Below are 16,122 nucleotides of genomic sequence, written 5' to 3' on the forward strand. Positions count from 1 at the left end.
CTGATCACGAGGAGATGGGATCGGCATGACGACGGCGGACGACAACAGTTCGGCGGACGAGCGGCAGGGCGATGAGGCCGCCGACGACCAGTGGGTGTTCCTGATCGATCCGGCGTGGCGGCCCCAGGCCGCCGCCGCGAACGGGGCTGAGGATGCGGCCGGCAACGCTTCCAGCGACGCCCCCGAGGCGACGCAGGAGCCTGCTCTGCAGGAGATCGAAGGTCCACCGCAGGAAGCGGTCGTCGGTGGCTGGCTCGTGCAGGCCGACGGGACGGTCGGACGGTTCCGCGCGAATCCCGGCTATCAGCCGTCCCATCCGGAATCGCCGACCGACCCCGTGGATGCCACGCTCCAGCTCCTGGTGCGCGGCGAGGTCGACTCGGACGCGTTGTTCGCGGTCATCCAGGAGAGTGTGTTCGACGTGGCCCTGGGCGAGGGCGGCAAGCCGATCATCGCTCCGGCGCCCGACGACGTTCCATCGCTGCTGGTGTCGACGGCACCGGCGCACCGGTTCCGCGTGCACGCCGACGACTGGCGGGCTGAGGTCACTGCTGGGGAGCTGAGCGGTCTGCTTCAGGAGTACGGAGTGGACGTTCTGTTCAACCCAGGCGGGCCTGCTTCGGTCCGCCTCATCGGCGACGTTTTCACCGAGTACGTGACGGCTGGGGCCGCACCGACCGCCTGAGCACCGAGGCAGGTCCTCGGCGCCGCACGTCTGCGGCGGTGGAGTCCTTGCGGCCTCGGCGAAGTCGGCTGTCTGGTGTGGACAGTGGAGCTGGGGGGTCGGCAGGCGGCCGGTGGTGCGTCGGCCTCGCACACCTGCACCGCGCAGATCTTGGCTCGCCGCACAGCACTCATGCTCCGCGATCGTGTTGGACATGGTGGTGCCGGGCTGTGCTGTACGCGCGGCTCCAGGCCGTTCCCGCTGCCAACGGCGAAGATGGCGTCACGTCGTGCGCGCTGCGGCTGCGGTTTCTTGCGCAGCGGCACGATGACCGCCGCCCGATCTGGAGGGGCACGGCTTCCCGCTGCTGATGCGGGAGAGCCTGCCGATCATCGGGTGCGCGACTAGTTGTATTGACCGGGCAGGTTGGTCAACCGGCTGATCGGTGGGTGGCCTCCGATTGCGGTGTGGATGCGGTGATGGTGTAGTGATGTAGCCAGCCTGGCAAGGCTTTGCGGCGGGCGTGTTCGCCTGTGTAGTGGCGGGCGTAGGCCCACTCGTGGGCAAGGGTGCGGTTGAAGCGTTCGACCTTGCCGTTGGTTTGTGGCCGGTAGGGGCGTGTGTGCTTGGGTCGGATCCCGAGCTCGGCGCATGCGGTCTTCCAGGCTTTGCCGCGGTAGCAGGAGCCGTTGTCGGTGAGCACCCGAGTCGGGCGGACGCCGCGGGCGGTGAACCAGTCCACGGCCCGGCGCAGGACCGCGGTCGCGGTGGCGGCGGTCTGGTCGTCGTGGATCTCGGCGTAGGCGACGCGGCTGTGGTCGTCGAGCACGACGTGCACGAACCCGTGGCCCAGCCGCGGGTGCCGGTAGGCGTTGCGTGGCATGCCGGGCGTGGCCGACCGGTTGCGGTCGCCCTGGACGCGGCCGACGAAGCGCCAGCCGCCGCCCTCGGGGATGTTGCCCAGCATCTTGATGTCGGCGTGCAGCAGGTCGCCGGGTGCGGCGTGTTCGTAGCGGCGGATCGGCTCACCGGTGCGGCGGTCCAGCGCGGCGAGCCGGTTGAGCCGGTTGAGCCGGCAGCGCACCAGGATCTGGTGCGCGGTCGACGGGGCGATGCCGACCGCGCGGGCGATCGCGATCGGCCCGAGGCGCTTGCGCCACCGCAGGTGCACCACCCTGCGCACCACCGGTGCCGGTGTCCGCGACGGGCAACGGTGCGGCCTGCTGGAACGGTCGGTCATGCCGGCTTCACCTGCCAGCAGATACCGCTGCGCCCAGCGCTTCGCCGTCGGCCACGACACCGCGAACCGTTCCGCGGCCCGCGCCACCGGCCAGCCCTCATCGACGATCAGCCGGGCCAGGCGTAACCGGGCGCGCGGGGTCAGCGCTGCGTTAGCGTGAGACACGAAGACCTCCTGGGTCGTGATGCGGATGCCGTCAGACAGCTCCACACCACTCCAGGAGGTCTTCCCATATCAAGATCAGTCAGATCGTGTCGTCACACAACCAACGTCCCCGGTCAATACAACTAGTCCGCAGCTGATGCCGAGCAGCCGGAAGAGGCTCGGCGGAGCCGTGGCCGTGTTGCGGATGGCTGAACGGTAGCGCTCGCCTCCCGCGCCTTCTCGTGCTCTCGCGCCTTCTCGCTCTCTCGCGCCCTCTCGCGCCCTCTCGCGCTCTCTCGCGCTCTCCGTATCCTCTCGTGCCCGTCCGCACACGATCGACACCGGGGCGGCTCACCAAGCCGTCCGCAGGTCGTACCCCTAAAGCGGTGACGGCGGCCGATCACGTGCTCCGGCTGAGCCGACGCTGACGGCCCAAGCACGTTCCCGAGGGATTGCATGGGCAATGTCACGCCAGGGCGGGCCTTCTTGTCTATCTAGTCGAACGGTCATGAGCACGCATGGCCGACAACCGAGCTCGGCCGAGGCAGAAAGGCACGTCATGAACACCCTCATTAGCGTCGCCGCTGGTAAGGCCGTCGCAGAGCGGTGGAGGTCACCGTCGTCAGCACCGCTCTCGCGAGCGGCGGTGCGGTCGGCCGGGACGACGGCACCGTCAGCCCTTCGACATCTGCCCGCTCAGTTGGTGAGGGAGAGCGCCAGGCACCGTGAGCTCGGAGCGGTGATCCCGCCCGGCTCTCCGTCCTCGGGTTGGACACCGGCTGATCCCGCGGGGATGCCTACGTCGTGTACATGTCGGGCGATAAGGAGAACCTCCTGACCGCCCGCTCTCACCGTCAACACCGTCGCAGACATCGGCGCCGGGAGTGCTTGGGAATGGAGTGAGGGTGCAGGGATCAGCGAGGAACCCACGACTGCGCGTCGACATGCTGGGGCCGGTGCGTGCGGTGTTCGATGACACCGAGATTCCGCTGGGACCCGGCCGGCAGCGTGCTGTGTTCGCCCTGCTCGCCTCCAGGGCCGGTGCGGCGGTCAGCCGCGAGGAACTCATCGCGGCGGTGTGGGGCGACTCGGCGCCGGCCAGCGCGGCGGGCAGTGTCTACACCTACGTGTCCGCGCTGCGCCGTGCGCTCGCCGCCACGGGTGCCGCCGACACCAAGGAGTTCCTGGTTTCCACCAAGAACGGCTATTCGCTGCGACTGGATCCGCAGCTGGTCGACGTGATGGTATTCGACCGGCTGGTCGCCCGTGCCGAGGGACTGACCGGACAAGGTGATCATCGGCAGGCCGCTGAACTGTTGGCGCAAGCTCTCGCGCTGTTCCGTGGTGAGCCGTACTCCGGGGTGCCGGGACCATACGCCGAGCACGAGCGCTTCAGGTGGGCTGAGCGCCGGCTCGTCGCCGTCGAGGCGCTCGCCACCGCGCGGCTGGTGCTGGGTGCGCACGCCGAGCTGGCCGCGGAACTGGGCGCGCTCGTGCGCAATCACCCGTTGCGCGAGTCGTTGCACGCCTTGCTGATGCTCGCGCTGAGCCGAGGCGGGCGGCAGGCAGAGGCTCTTGAGGTCTTTCGTGAAGCACGCGAGACCCTGCTCTACGAGCTGGGTACAGCGCCTGGAGCCGTCCTGCTCGAAGCGCACGCGGCCGTGCTCAGCGGCATGGACGAGCAGTGCGAACCCGAGCCGGCGGCGCTCGGAACGCCGCACCCCGCCGACAGCACCGTGTTCGTCGGGCGAGAGGTCGAGCTCGGCCGTCTGCGCACGAGGCTGGCCGAGCTGGCGGCGGGGGTCGGCGGCTCGGTGTGGATCGAGGGCGAGTCCGGTATCGGTAAGTCGGAGCTGCTGGCGGTCGGACTCGCCGACGCCGAGCGCCTCGGCTGCCAGGTCGGCTGGGCGGTCGCCGATCAGCTCGCGGGCCGGTTCCCTCTGCAGGTGATTCTCGAGTGTCTCGGCGTCGAGGTGTCCTCCTCCGATCCGTGGCGCGCTGAACTCGCTCTTCAGCTGCGAGCCGGCGAACCGGCGGATCGTTCGGTCGACGACAACGACCCGATCCAGAAGGCCGTGGACCAGTTGCTCGCATTGGTGGACCGGATGACGGCCAACGCGCCGACGGTGCTGGTGCTCGACGACTTCCAATGGGCGGACGAATCGTCGGCGTACCTGGTGCGCAGGCTCGCGGCCGCCACCCGGCAACTGCCGCTGTTGCTCGTCACCTGCTCGCGGTCCCGGCACGGTCGTGTGGAGCTGGATCAGCTGCGTTCCCGCGTGCGTGGCAACGGTGGTGACGTGCTGGTGCTGGAACCATTGTCCAGCGGTGAGGTCGACTCGATCACCGCACACCTGGTCGGCGGCCGTCCGAGTCCCCCGCTGCGCCGGTTGACCGCACGCGCCGCGGGCAACCCGTTGTACCTGCGGGAGATGATCGGCGCGTTGCTGCGTGAACATGCGGTCGATCTGATCGACGGGGTGGCTCATGTCGAGGAGTGGAAGGTCGTCAACCTACCGTGCTCGCTGAGCGCCGCGTTGGAGCGGACTTCGCAGGCACTGTCCGAGCAGACGCGCAAGGTGCTGTGCTGGGCCGCGGTGCTCGGTTCCGAAGCGACCACCGCACGGATCGTCGGGTTGTCCGGATGGGGCGCGGCCGAGGTGTCCCGAGCGATCGAGGACGCGATCTCGGCGAACTTGCTCGCACAAGAGCCGCCACGGGTGGTGTTCCGGCATCCGCTGGTGCGCGAGGTCTTGTACGAGGGCATTCCCGTGTCGATTCGTCAGACGATGCACCGCCGGGCCGCCCAGGCGTTGGCGGGAGCGAGAGCAGCGGCGAGCCGAGTGGCGGAGCAGTTGATCGCTGCGGGGTCCGTGCAGGACGACTGGGTGATCGGCTGGCTCGTCGACAACGCGGCCGAGCTCTCCAACCGGGCTCCGCAGATTGCCGCGGAACTGCTGGAACGCGTGGTGGATGTGATCGGCTCTCGCGATCCCCGCCGCGAGGTGCTGCTGGCCGCGCTCGTCCGCGTCCTCTTCCACCTCGCCCGCGCCCCGGAGAAGCAAGCCAGGCAGGCGTTGGCGATCTCCACAGACCCGGCGAGGTCGGCGGAGCTGCGTCAGATACTCGCGGCGATCCTGCTCAAGAGGGACAGGCGGGACCTGGCGATCCGCACGTTGACCGAGGTAGAACCGGACGCGGCCGTGCCGGAGATCTGGCGGCTTCGCCACAAGTTGCTGCTGGCGCATCTCAAGCGGGACCTGACCAACGTCGACGAAGCCGAGGCGAGCGCGAAGGACGCGCACGCCGAGGCGATCATGGCCGGTGATTCGTACCTGGTCTCCCACGCGTTGCAGACCCGCTGGCTCGTGGACTCCGTTCGCAGGGACCACCGAGCCGCTCTGCGACACGTCGACGAAGCGATCGAGGCGGTTCGCGGCAAGCCCGGCCTTGCCGCGATGCACACGAGCTTGCTGGACAACAGAGTGTTCACACTGCAGAACCTCGACCAGCTGAAAGAGGCCGACGAGGCGCTTCGCGCCGCGGACGAGCTTGTCGTCGCGCACCGTTTGCCCGGCGGCCCGCAGGTGTCGGCGGCCGTACACCACTACTGGACTGGACAGTGGGACGAGGCCCTCTTGGAGTTGGAGACGACGGCCGAGGACGGACCTGCGATCAGCTACAGCGGTCTCGTGGATCCCGGCTCGTCCGGCCTGTTGCTGCACGGGGTGTTCGCGCTGATCTCGCTGCGGCGCAACGACAGCGCCACTGCCGCAGCGCACCTCGACGCGGCCGACCAGCAGCTGATCTCCACGGCCGCCGAACGTGAGAGCTGCGACTTCCTCCTGGTGGCGCGATCGTTGGCGGCAGCGCAGAGGGGAGACGCGAAGCAGGCACTGGATGCGGTGGCGCACATCCTGGAGCCGGCGTATTCCGAGTTGATGCTGCGGCACCAGTGGTTGCCGGAGATCGTCCGGCTCGCCATCGAGGTCCGTGATGAGGAACGGCTTGCCGCGGCGCTGGAGATAGCCGAGCTGGAGGCCGCCCGCGAAACCGTACCGGCCCGTGCCCGCACCGCGCTGCAGCGCTGCCGCGCGCTCGCCACCGGTGATCCGGATCTCGCGATGCTCGCCGTCGAGCACTACCGCGAGGTCGGACGCAGGGTGGAACTGGCTGCGGCGCTGGAGGAAGCGGCGGTCCTGTTCGCGAAGGCAGGGCGACGGGATGAAGCAGAAGCGGCGTACGTGGAGGCTGCGGACATCTTCACCGCACTGAACGCCCGGTGGGACCTCGCGGTGGCCGCCGAGCGGCTCGGCGAGTTCGGCATCGACCACGACCAGGAGAGCGTGGGCGTCCGGGTGGAGGGTGGTTTTGACACCTTGACGCCGGTCGAGCGGCGGATAGCGGGCCTTGTCGCGAGCGGGTGGTCCAACCCGGACATCGCACTCCAGATGTCCTTGCCGCGTCGTCTGGTCCAGGCTCACGTCACCCGCGTGCTGGACAAGCTGGGGGTCCGGTCACGCACGCAGATCGCGTGGCTTTACCGCCACGAACGAATCGACCGGAATAAGGCTGCTTCCCGCGCCCACCGCGAGACCGAAGGGGGCAACCCGCAGGAGCGCCGCAGTTATGAGGACGTTCGACTTACCTCGAACGGGTGAAAAGTCATGCTCGCTCTACAAACGTGATCCGAGCCGTGTTAGAAACGCGTGCTCGTTCGTCCGATATCGCCCGAATTTGGCGAGCGCTGCGTCGGGGATTGTCAACGCATTGCTGCCGACGATCGCTCCAGCTGTGAACGCTGAAGTTCGTCATGGTTGTCTTAAAATAATCCTAAAAGTGCTGGTGAACACCATTGTGATGGGCGCCGCGCCCACCGCGCCGGTTTGCCCTCGAGGGGACACACCCGTTTGCCGAGCCGGTCGAAGACTCCGATTCCGGGCTCGCGCATCCAAGATCTCTGGTGCACTCCCGGCCCCGTGCCCAGGGCCGGCGGATGCACCTCAGATCACGCCCGCTCGGAGCGCGTAAGCAACAGCGTGTGCACGATTGCGAAGCTTGAGTCGGCTCGTCACGTTGTAGATGACGTTCTTGACGGTCCGCTCCGAGTACCGGAGTTCCTTCGCGATCTCGTCGGTTCCCCATCCTTCAGCGATGAGACGCAGGACGTCCACCTCGCGCGGCTCCAGCCCGGCGATGTTGAGCCCGTTGGGCGCAAGCACCTCTCGCTGCAGCATTTCGACCCGCTTGAGGAGTTTGCCCAGCACGTCGCGAGGCATGACCCCGTTGCCGGACGCGGCGGCGAGGACAGTGTCCACGAGCTGGTCGCCGGTCACGACGGCGCGGGGGAGTATGGCCACGACGCGGCACTCGACGACCGCCAGCAGTGGGGCCTCGGGAAGCTCGTTGGCCATGAGCACCGTCGGGATGGGGCTCCGTGCGGACATCTGGCGAAGCCGGTTCACGGTTTCTGACGTCAATCTTTCCGTCGAGAGGATCGCCACGTCCGCCTGATCCTCATTGTTGTTGTCCATGACCTGCACTTCCGGCCGAGACTTGAGGTAGCTCGTCAGGCCGACGTACGTCATGGGGTCTGTGCTGTGTACAACAACCCTCACCCGTGCCATTGGTGCCTCCACACGTTTGATCACCCAAGTCGAGTGTGAAGGGGCAACCTCTACGAACTCTTGATGGCCGACGTGAACCAGGAGTCGCAATCTTGACGCCTCAGGCGACCAGCCTGCCCTACTGACACGGATCTGTCACGTCGTTTCGCCCCGATGTACTGTCCTGATCTGCGAAGAAGGGAAGCGCGGCCATCTGAACCGTGCCGCCGTCCGCCATCTTGAGCCGACCGGGTGTGACGTGGAACCCATGCCGTCTTAATTCGTCAGCTCAAGGCTGCCAGGTTTGCCGACGCCTTTGGTGGGCTGTGAACGAGCATCCAAAACGGGCATCTGTGAAACGTTCTTGCGTTCTGGGTTCGCGCCCACACCGGTAGAGTCGATTGTTGGCACACCGTGCACAGGTCGAACCAGGAGCGGTCAGATGTCGACGGAGTCGCCCGAACCACCTGCCCCCGTACGGGTCCAGCTGCTGGGCCCGGTGCGGGCCTGGCGCGGTGAGGTCGAACTCTCACTCGGTCCGGCGAGGCAACGCACCTTGTTCACGGTGCTCGCACTTCGCGCGAACCAGATCGTGTCCCGTGAAGAGCTCGTAGACGCCATTTGGGGCGACACGCCGCCCAGCGCGGTGGACAGCTCCCTGTACACGTATGTGTCCAGGCTGCGCCGCACACTGGAGCCCGTCCGTTCCAAGCGGACCACGGGACAGACGCTCGTCTCGACGGGTGCCGGCTACTGCCTCGGCCTGGAGCCCGACATGCTCGACGTGCGGGAATTCGACCGATTGCGGCAGGAAGCACAGCACAGCTGGGACCGCCGGGACGTGAAGGCCGCAAGAGCCGCGCTGGACCAGGCGTTGGAGCTGTGGCGGGGTGACGCTCTCGCCGGGATCGACGGTCCGTTCGCCGCGCAGCACCGTGTCAGGCTGAACGAGCTGCGTCTGAACGTGATGGAAAGCCGCGCCCAAATGATGCTGGAAGCCGGAGAGGTGTCGGCGGCGGTCGCCGAATTGCTGGCGATCACGTCGGCGTACCCCCTGAGGGAGACGCCGCGCGCCCTGCTGATGATGGCGCTGCACCGTGCGGGCCGCGACGACGAAGCGCTGGAGGTCTACCGGGAGACCAGGGAGCTGCTGGTCGAGCAGCTCGGCATTGAGCCGAGCGGACAGGTGCGGCGGGCACACGACGAGATCATCACGGCGCGCGACCGGGTCGAGCGAATGCCGCGCTTGCCCGTACCACCGCGTCCGAAGGTGCTCATCGGCAGGGAAACCGAGTTGACCGCACTGCGGGCCGCGCTGGCGGGGGTGCTGCAGGGCAAGGGCACCGTGATCTGGGTCGAGGGCGAACCGGGCATCGGCAAAACGGCACTGCTCGCCACCGGACTGGCCGACGCGGCTGATCGCGGCTGTGAAGTCCTGTGGCAAGCGGGCGACGAGGTCGGCATGCGCGTGCCGCTGAGCATGGCGCTGGCCTGCCTTGACATCGACTCCTTGTCGCGGGATCCCCGTCGGGTCGAGCTGGCAGGCAAACTGCCCGGCCGCGTGCCGAAACTCGCCTTCACGCATCAGAGCAAGCAGCCGGAGGTGTTGTCGGCCGACCGTCTGATCGGTTTGGTGGACCGGCTGGCAGCCTTCGTCGGCGAGCTGTGCGCGGACAGCCCGGTGGTGCTGGTGCTGGAAGATCTGCAATGGGGCGACGACGCGAGCCTCATGCTGTGGCGGCGGTTGGCGAAGGCGACACGGCACCTGCCGCTGCTGCTGGTCGGCTCGTGCCGGCGGCACGAGCGCCGAGCGGACCTGTATCCGCTGCGAACCGTGGTGCCGGCGGGCAACGGGGTGATGCTCCAGCTTGGACCTCTGGACGAGACGGCGTCGACGGCGTTCGTGCGCGAGAAGACGGGCACGCAGCCGAGCGAGGCGCTGCTGGCCATGGCCGCTTGCGCGGACGGCCATCCGCAACACCTGCTGGAGATCGTCGAGGCGATGGTCCGCGACAACGTCGCCGCGGTGTGCGACCACATCGCGGAACTCGGGCAGGAGCACATACCATCGTTTCCCACAGTCAACGCGGTGCTGACCAGGTGGCTCAGCGGCCTTTCGGACACCACGCGCGAGGCGCTGCGATGGGCAGCGTTGCTGGGTGTGGAGTTCGATCTCGACGACCTCGCGACCGTGATGAAGAAGCAGGCGTCCGACCTTCTCTCCGTCGTGGAGGAGGCGTCAGCCGCAAGCGTGCTGGAAGAATCCGGTCACCGGCTCGCGTTCCGGCACCCGCTCGTGCAACGGGCCCTGTACGAGACCCTCCCGGTGACCGTGCGTGTCGCGCTGCACCGGCAGGCGGCGGAAGCACTTGACGCCGCAGGCGTGAACGTTGTGCGGGTCACAGAGCAACTGCTGGCCGGACCGGTCCCGGTGGATGCACGGGTGACGCAGTGGCTGATGGTCAACACGAATGCCATTGCGAGCCGGTCTCCGGCCCTGGCGGTCGAACTGCTGAGGCGGGTCGTCAGGAGCGACGGCATCCGTGACAAGGCGTTCGAGGTGCTGACCACGCGACTGGCGCGACTGCTGTTCTGGCTGGGCACACCGCCGGTGGCAGAGGCCCTCGCGGTGCTCAGGACGACCAAGGATCCGAACCGAGCTGCCGAGATGCGGCTCATGCTCGCGTACGTCGACCACAGCGAGGGCGAGAACGAACGGGCGCTGGAGGTTCTGCGGCAGACGGTCGCGGATCCCAGCGTGTCGGACGAGTGGCGGGCCAGGCACCACTCGTTGCAGGCCAGAGTGGAGCGCAGGGCACTGGACGATCTGGCCCCGGCGAACGAGGCGCTGGAGCACGCGCGGCAGTCAGGCGATGCGTTCGCCGTGGCGCACGCCTCGGAGAACCTGTGGGAGATCGCGTCGGTGCTGTGGCAGCACACCAAAGCACTGGAGCACATCGAGCAGGGGCTGGCCGCGATCGGTGGCGACCCGGCGTGGAGCGATCTCGAACTGTGCCTTTTGGATGACAAGGTCTTCACGCTGCACAATCTGGACGACCTGGAGGAGGCGGAACGCACGCTCGACGCCGCGCGGCACCTCGTTGCCCGGCGTGGGCTGGCCAGCGGACTGCACGTTCCGGCGGCCGTGCACCACTACTGGCGCGGCCAGTGGTGCGAAGCGCTGACCGAGCTGGAAGCGGTCATGCTGGACCGGCTGGAGATCACCGCCTATGGTCTGCGTCAGCGCAACGGGATGAACCTGCTGTACGGAATCAAGGCGTTGATCGCGGGGCATCAGGACGACTCGTCCGCGATGGAGACGAATCTCAAGGCGGCCGCAGAGTATCCACATGAGACAGTCGAGACTCGGGACGATTTCTTCTCGATGGCGAAATCGGTCGCGGCTGAGCAGCTCGGCAGGCCGGACGAAGCCCTGCGCGCCCTGTTGCCGTTGCTGCGTGACGACTACCCGCGGATTGTGCCTCGCCACCAGTGGTTGCCCCGACTGGCGCGTCTGGCGCTGGACCAGAAAGACCGGACGGTGGCCGAGGCGGCGCTGGTCGCGTGTCAGCCTGGGCCCGATCGCGAGGCAGGTTCCAGGCGGGCGTCGGTTGCCGCCCAGTGGTGCCGTGGACTGCTCGAAAGCGACCCTGAGGCGCTGAGCGCAGTGGTGACGCACTTCGCTGCGGTGGGACGCAAGGTGGAGCAGGCGGTAGCGTGCGAAGATCTGGCGGTGCTGCTGGCCAAGCACGGTCGTGCGGACGACGCGCGCACCGCGCTCTACGAAGCCTCGACTGTCTACACTGGACTCAACGCGGCGTGGGACGCGCGACGCGCCGAATCGCGGCTGAAGCCGTTCGACATCCACGGGCCGACCATTGATCACCGACATACGACCGGACGGCCGCTCGACGAGGCTGAGAGGCGGGTTGCGGAGCTCGTGGCGGCTGGGTGGCCCAACTCGGACATCGCAACCAGCCTGCGCATGTCCCGCAACACCGTGCAGATGATCGTCTCCCAGCTCCTGCAGAAGCTCGGGGTCGACTCCAGGCTGAACGTGACCCGTCAGTTGCTGGACCGCTACGTGCACAACCGCTGAGCCTCTGCAGGAGAGAAGCTCAGCGCTACCTTGCCACCACTTCGCATGCGCCACCACCAGCCCGTCCACGACCACGTCCAACCCCGCGCAGAGGTCTTGAGCAGCCGATCATCCGCTGCTTCAAGCGCTGCATCGCCCGCGCAGACAAGCTGTCAGTACTCCGCGCTCCAGCTCTCGGGTCAGTACAACTAGCCGTCGATCTTGAACCTCAGCGGTCGGGCTTCACGGATCTGACGTTCCAGGAGGTCGGTGTGGAAGCGGATCGCCTCCATGTCGGCGCGCTCGTAGGCCGCCATCAGCTCAACGGCCGCAACGGTGGCAGTCCTGAGGCCGAGCAGGCTCCCCGCTGCCTCCAGCTCTCCGGATGCCATCAGCGCCTGCTCGAACCTGCACAGCGCATCCTCGAGATCCCTCATGGTCACCGTCCTTGCTCGACTGCGCCAAGGTTGGTCGGGCCGACGGCGTCCTGTCACGAGCCAGGCCTGGGTCTGCCCGAAAGTACATCACGTGCTGCACGGCTATTCGAGATCATGCGCCCCGTTGCGCTCGAAGGAGTGCTGAGGGCCGAGGAGTAGAACGCGAACGGCACCGTTTCCCTTTGTTGGAGCAGATGTGCTGCTGGGACAGCTCGAAGTCAATTCCTCGATCGCAGTCCAGGTCAAGCGGATGCAAGGGTTGTTCGGCCTTGCACGAGCAATCTGCCGGAGTGCTGCGGGCGGGTGCTCAGCGGTTGCGCTCCACAGGTCAGCCTCCGTTCCGACCTTTGTGGACGATCAATGTCCGGGGCCCGCCGGGCCGCCTCGCACGGTGGCGTCGGCTCCGGTCTGGGCTGATGAGGCAACGTCACGGCCTGACGCATCGATGTCAGAATCAGAAAACCGAAAGTTGCGCGTTTGTGCCGTCCCTCGCAGATGGGCTACGACATCCGTCTCGGTCGACTGCGCGTGGACATGTCCAGCGCGGCGATTTCAGTCACTTCAGACTGACGTGCTCGGAGGAGTGAGGGCAGATACCTAATGAGATGCCCTGTGTCATAGTGCAAACAACTGCGCGATCCAGGGCAGTCCTGTCCTTGAGCGCCTGATGATCCGCTTATTCGCAAGTATCGTCGACCTAAGCGTGGGAGCGCGACCACTAGTGCAGGAAGGGCGAGATGATGATTCAACAGTCAGTTACGCTCGACATCACGGTGATTCTGCAAAAGCCGGGCGCCGCTGCGCTGGCTGTTCCTGCTCGGCTGTATTGCGATCACACTGCGCCGGACGTCGTCATCGCCAGCTTCGTGACGGAGCGTCAGCACGTGAAGCTGCAGTTCAGCAGGGATCGGCTGCAGGACAGGTGGCTTGCTGCGTGTGGGATTCGCGGAACCGGCATCGACGCGGGCGTCATCGCGTTCAACGAAGAGCCGCACATCTCCCTGGAGCTGAACGCGCCGATCGGCACGGTCCGTTGTCTGGCGCCGGTTGGGGACATCGCGGACTTTCTCGACCGGACCGACGATCTGGTCCGGCCGGCGGCGTGATCTGCCCTGTTTGAAGATCCCACGGCACAAGCGTGACGTGGCCAGCAGTGGGGACGAGCGAAGTCTGCTTGGCCGTGCCGTCGCGTCTGCCGCTCGAGCAACTCCTCAAATCACTCGTATGGGAAGCGCTATGCTCGTCGACCACCACGTTCACTCCCGTGGAATCACGGGACAGTCTTCTCCTTCATTGGTGTTCCCAGCGTCGGAGATGCACTTCGAAGCGACTGGAGAAGCGACTGGAAAGACTGACACTCTGGAAGAGGCCAGTGATCGCTATCGGCACGGGTTCGGGTGGAACACCGAAGTGGTGGGCACTGTCGTTCAAGTTCACCTGTGCGGCGCCGTGGCGGCGTTCATCGTGCGTCCAGGAGACATCGCGGGTGTCTCTCGGTACATCGGTGAAGCCGGTGATCCGTGTGTCGCATTGCGGCTGCCGGGCAGGACTCCGAGCATCGTGGTTCTCGTTGACGCACGGGATCATGTGGCAGCACTCGACCAGCTGCCTGTCGGTCTCTTTCCGTTTCCGACGGCCAAGCCACTACCGCTGCCTCCCTCACACCTGCCGGAGGGCAACGTCGAGTGGCTGAGCCGGCCGGACATGGCGCGCCGCTGGCTGCCGAACGCCGCGACACTGCTGGCGGCGGTCCACAGGCTGCGTCGATCAGGACCGTACGGTGCCGTGCGCAGGATCGAGCCGCGAGACCGCCTGCTGATGATGAAGCAGTGGAACGGGCGACGCCAAGGGGATGTGCGTGTCCATGTGGCGCACTCCGGCCACTTGCTGAAAACCACCACAGCGGAGCCGTCGCCGACTCTCGATCAGCAGGTTGTGGTTCATGCGCACCGCGATGCCGAACACGGACATGGAAACTGAAAGAGTGCAAGGGCGGTATGGCTGACCTGAGTGAATCCGCCGATGTGGTGATCAGCGGACTCGGTGTCGTCGCTTCGACGGGGATCATCGTCGAGGACCACTGGGCTGCGGTGCTTGACGGCAAGACCGGGATCGGGCACATCACTCGGTTCGGCGTCGATGACAGTTCGGTGGTGCTGTCCGGCGAGGTGTCCGGGTTCGACGCCTGGAAGACGCTTCCCACGAGGCTCGTCCGAGGAATAGAGCAGAGCGCGCATCTCGCACTCGCCGCGGCGAAGGCCGCTTTGGACGACTGCGCGACCGACCACGCCGCCCTTCCTGATTCGCAGTTGGCCGTCGTGACCGCCGGTTCGTTCGGAGGCGATGAGGCCTGGCGGTACGATGGTTACAGGTCCTACGAGGATGGGCCGTCCTGGTTGGGCCCGTACAAGTCCACGGCGTGGGTCCGGTCGGCTGCGACAGGAAAGAACTCCACCGGTCCGGACGTTCGTGTACTTCCTCGTCTGTCCTGTGTGGAGCGGACTGACGGACTCGATGTGATCGCGCAGGCGCGCCGATTGCTGCGGGGCCCGTCTCGATTGATTGTCGCAGGCGGCGTCGATCGGGAGATGTGCCAGCACGTCCTGTTGGCGCGCACGTCCGGTAGTTGCCATCTGTCTACTTCGGACGACCCTTACCTGGCCTACGCGCCGTTCGACGTCAACGCCCGTGGCCACGTCTTGGGTGAAGGCGGCGCCATCCTGGTCGCGGAACGTGCCGAGAATGCCCGAGGGCGATCGTACGGTTCCGTCCTCGGGCATGCCGCCGTGTTCGATCAGCCTGGGCAGGCCGGGCGCGAGTCGGTACTGGCAGGTCTGATCAAGCGATCTCTCAGCGACGCGAGGCTGCACTCGTCCGACATTGACGTCGTTTTCGCTGATGCGGCGGGAGATCCGAAGCTCGACCGGATCGAGGCGGACGCGATCACAGCGGTCTTCGGTCCCAACTCTGTTCCGGTCACCGCGCCGAAGACGTTGACAGGCAGACTGCACGACGGAGCAGCGCTCGACGTCGCGACGGCGCTGCTGGCTCTGAGGGACGGCGTCATTCCGCACACCGCGGGTACCGAACGGCTTGCACCTGGCATCGATCTCGACATCGTGCTGAAGGAACCACGACAGCGACCACTGTCAACGGCTCTCGTTCTCGGCCGGGGGTTTCGGGGACTCATCACAGCCCTCGTTCTCGGTAGTGGTGACCGGTATTAGTGCTGGTGTCCGGCTACCGTCTTCGCTCTCGAACGGCCGTTCTTCAGTTGCCGGTGCGGTCAGATGTGGCGGATTCGCTTGCCGAGCCGATGACTCGGAGCGTCTCGGTTCGACGCTTGAGAGTGAGTCGCAGCATGCTTTTCGGTCAAAGCGGTTTCTGCTGTCACAAGTTCGTGAGCCGTCCGGTCATAGTTGAAGATCGGGTTCTCAGGCCAAGAAGGGAAAATCGTGCACAGGAACGTTTGGCGTGTGGCCGCCGTCTGCGCAATCGCGGCGTCGGTGATGCCTGTAGTGACAACCGGCGCTTCGGCCACTTCTTCGTCCGGAGTGACAGCCAAGGAGCTGTTCAAGTACTCCATTGCCGGAAAGGATGTCATCGGCCGCGAGATCACGCTTCAGCCGGGTGGTTACACGGGGTGGCATTCTCACGCCGGTCTGCTGTTCGCGGAAGTTGCGGAGGGCACGCTCACTCACTACGACAACAATTGTCAGGTTGCGGTGTCTACCGCAAGGGAGATCCGATCTACGAGCCGGCCGGCGCCGACCACGTGCACATCGGTAAGAACCTCGGTGGAGAACCGGTGGTTCTGAAGGTCGTCTACGTGCTGCCCTCAGGTAGCCCGTTGTCCGATGACGCGCCGGCTCCTGGCTGTAGCAGCTGAGAGTGCGTTGCGCGCGTTGGATCGACCTGTTGTGAGATTCGGTCAGACGTGCCCTGTTCTTCCA

General features: G+C 66.5%; 9 protein-coding genes and 1 pseudogene. 6 read left to right on the forward strand and 4 right to left on the reverse strand.

All coding sequences use genetic code 11. The annotated features are described in order from the left end of the window. The first annotated feature begins 25 nt into the window (after positions 1-25). Positions 26-685: a type VII secretion system-associated protein gene (locus tag ABFX45_RS39785; RefSeq protein WP_346135967.1), complete on the forward strand. Its 660-nt coding sequence runs from the start codon at positions 26-28 to the stop codon at positions 683-685. Between the two features lie 383 nt (positions 686-1,068). Here ABFX45_RS39785 and ABFX45_RS39790 read toward each other — a convergent pair. Beyond that, a pseudogene (locus tag ABFX45_RS39790) lies at positions 1,069-2,069 on the reverse strand (IS481 family transposase). Between the two features lie 884 nt (positions 2,070-2,953). Here ABFX45_RS39790 and ABFX45_RS39795 point away from each other — a divergent pair. Then, the gene (locus tag ABFX45_RS39795) at positions 2,954-6,709 is read left to right on the forward strand and encodes a BTAD domain-containing putative transcriptional regulator (RefSeq protein ID WP_346135969.1); all 3,756 of its coding nucleotides are present in this window, start codon (positions 2,954-2,956) and stop codon (positions 6,707-6,709) included. Between the two features lie 342 nt (positions 6,710-7,051). Here the strand turns inward: ABFX45_RS39795 and ABFX45_RS39800 are convergent, their stop codons facing one another. Then, positions 7,052-7,636, reverse strand: coding sequence for a helix-turn-helix transcriptional regulator (locus tag ABFX45_RS39800; protein WP_233439867.1), 585 nt, complete (start codon positions 7,634-7,636; stop codon positions 7,052-7,054). Between the two features lie 460 nt (positions 7,637-8,096). On the opposite strand from ABFX45_RS39800, the gene ABFX45_RS39805 reads away from it, so the two are divergent. Next, positions 8,097-11,753 carry a BTAD domain-containing putative transcriptional regulator gene (locus ABFX45_RS39805; protein ID WP_346135972.1) on the forward strand — a complete coding sequence of 1,219 codons (3,657 nt, stop codon included), beginning with the start codon at positions 8,097-8,099 and terminating at the stop codon, positions 11,751-11,753. Between the two features lie 188 nt (positions 11,754-11,941). Here the strand turns inward: ABFX45_RS39805 and ABFX45_RS39810 are convergent, their stop codons facing one another. Next, positions 11,942-12,169 carry a hypothetical protein gene (locus tag ABFX45_RS39810; RefSeq protein ID WP_346135974.1) on the reverse strand — a complete coding sequence of 76 codons (228 nt, stop codon included), beginning with the start codon at positions 12,167-12,169 and terminating at the stop codon, positions 11,942-11,944. Between the two features lie 737 nt (positions 12,170-12,906). Here ABFX45_RS39810 and ABFX45_RS39815 point away from each other — a divergent pair. The 3 genes from ABFX45_RS39815 to ABFX45_RS39825 all read left to right on the forward strand — a co-directional run bounded on the left by ABFX45_RS39815 (position 12,907) and on the right by ABFX45_RS39825 (position 15,396). Beyond that, on the forward strand, positions 12,907-13,275 hold the full coding sequence (locus ABFX45_RS39815) for an SsgA family sporulation/cell division regulator (protein ID WP_346135976.1): 369 nt from the start codon (positions 12,907-12,909) through the stop codon (positions 13,273-13,275). A gap of 130 nt (positions 13,276-13,405) precedes the next feature. After that, complete coding sequence (locus tag ABFX45_RS39820; protein WP_346135978.1) at positions 13,406-14,149, forward strand: hypothetical protein; 744 nt, start codon at positions 13,406-13,408, stop codon at positions 14,147-14,149. Between the two features lie 17 nt (positions 14,150-14,166). Further along, the gene (locus ABFX45_RS39825) at positions 14,167-15,396 is read left to right on the forward strand and encodes a beta-ketoacyl synthase N-terminal-like domain-containing protein (RefSeq protein ID WP_346135979.1); all 1,230 of its coding nucleotides are present in this window, start codon (positions 14,167-14,169) and stop codon (positions 15,394-15,396) included. Positions 15,397-15,455: 59 nt separating this feature from the next. On the opposite strand, the gene ABFX45_RS39830 is transcribed toward ABFX45_RS39825, so the two are convergent. Beyond that, positions 15,456-15,755 carry a hypothetical protein gene (locus ABFX45_RS39830; RefSeq protein ID WP_346135981.1) on the reverse strand — a complete coding sequence of 100 codons (300 nt, stop codon included), beginning with the start codon at positions 15,753-15,755 and terminating at the stop codon, positions 15,456-15,458. Positions 15,756-16,122 lie beyond the last annotated feature (367 nt).

The organism is Lentzea roselyniae, from assembly GCF_039537795.1.
GTDB lineage: Bacteria > Actinomycetota > Actinomycetes > Mycobacteriales > Pseudonocardiaceae > Lentzea > Lentzea atacamensis.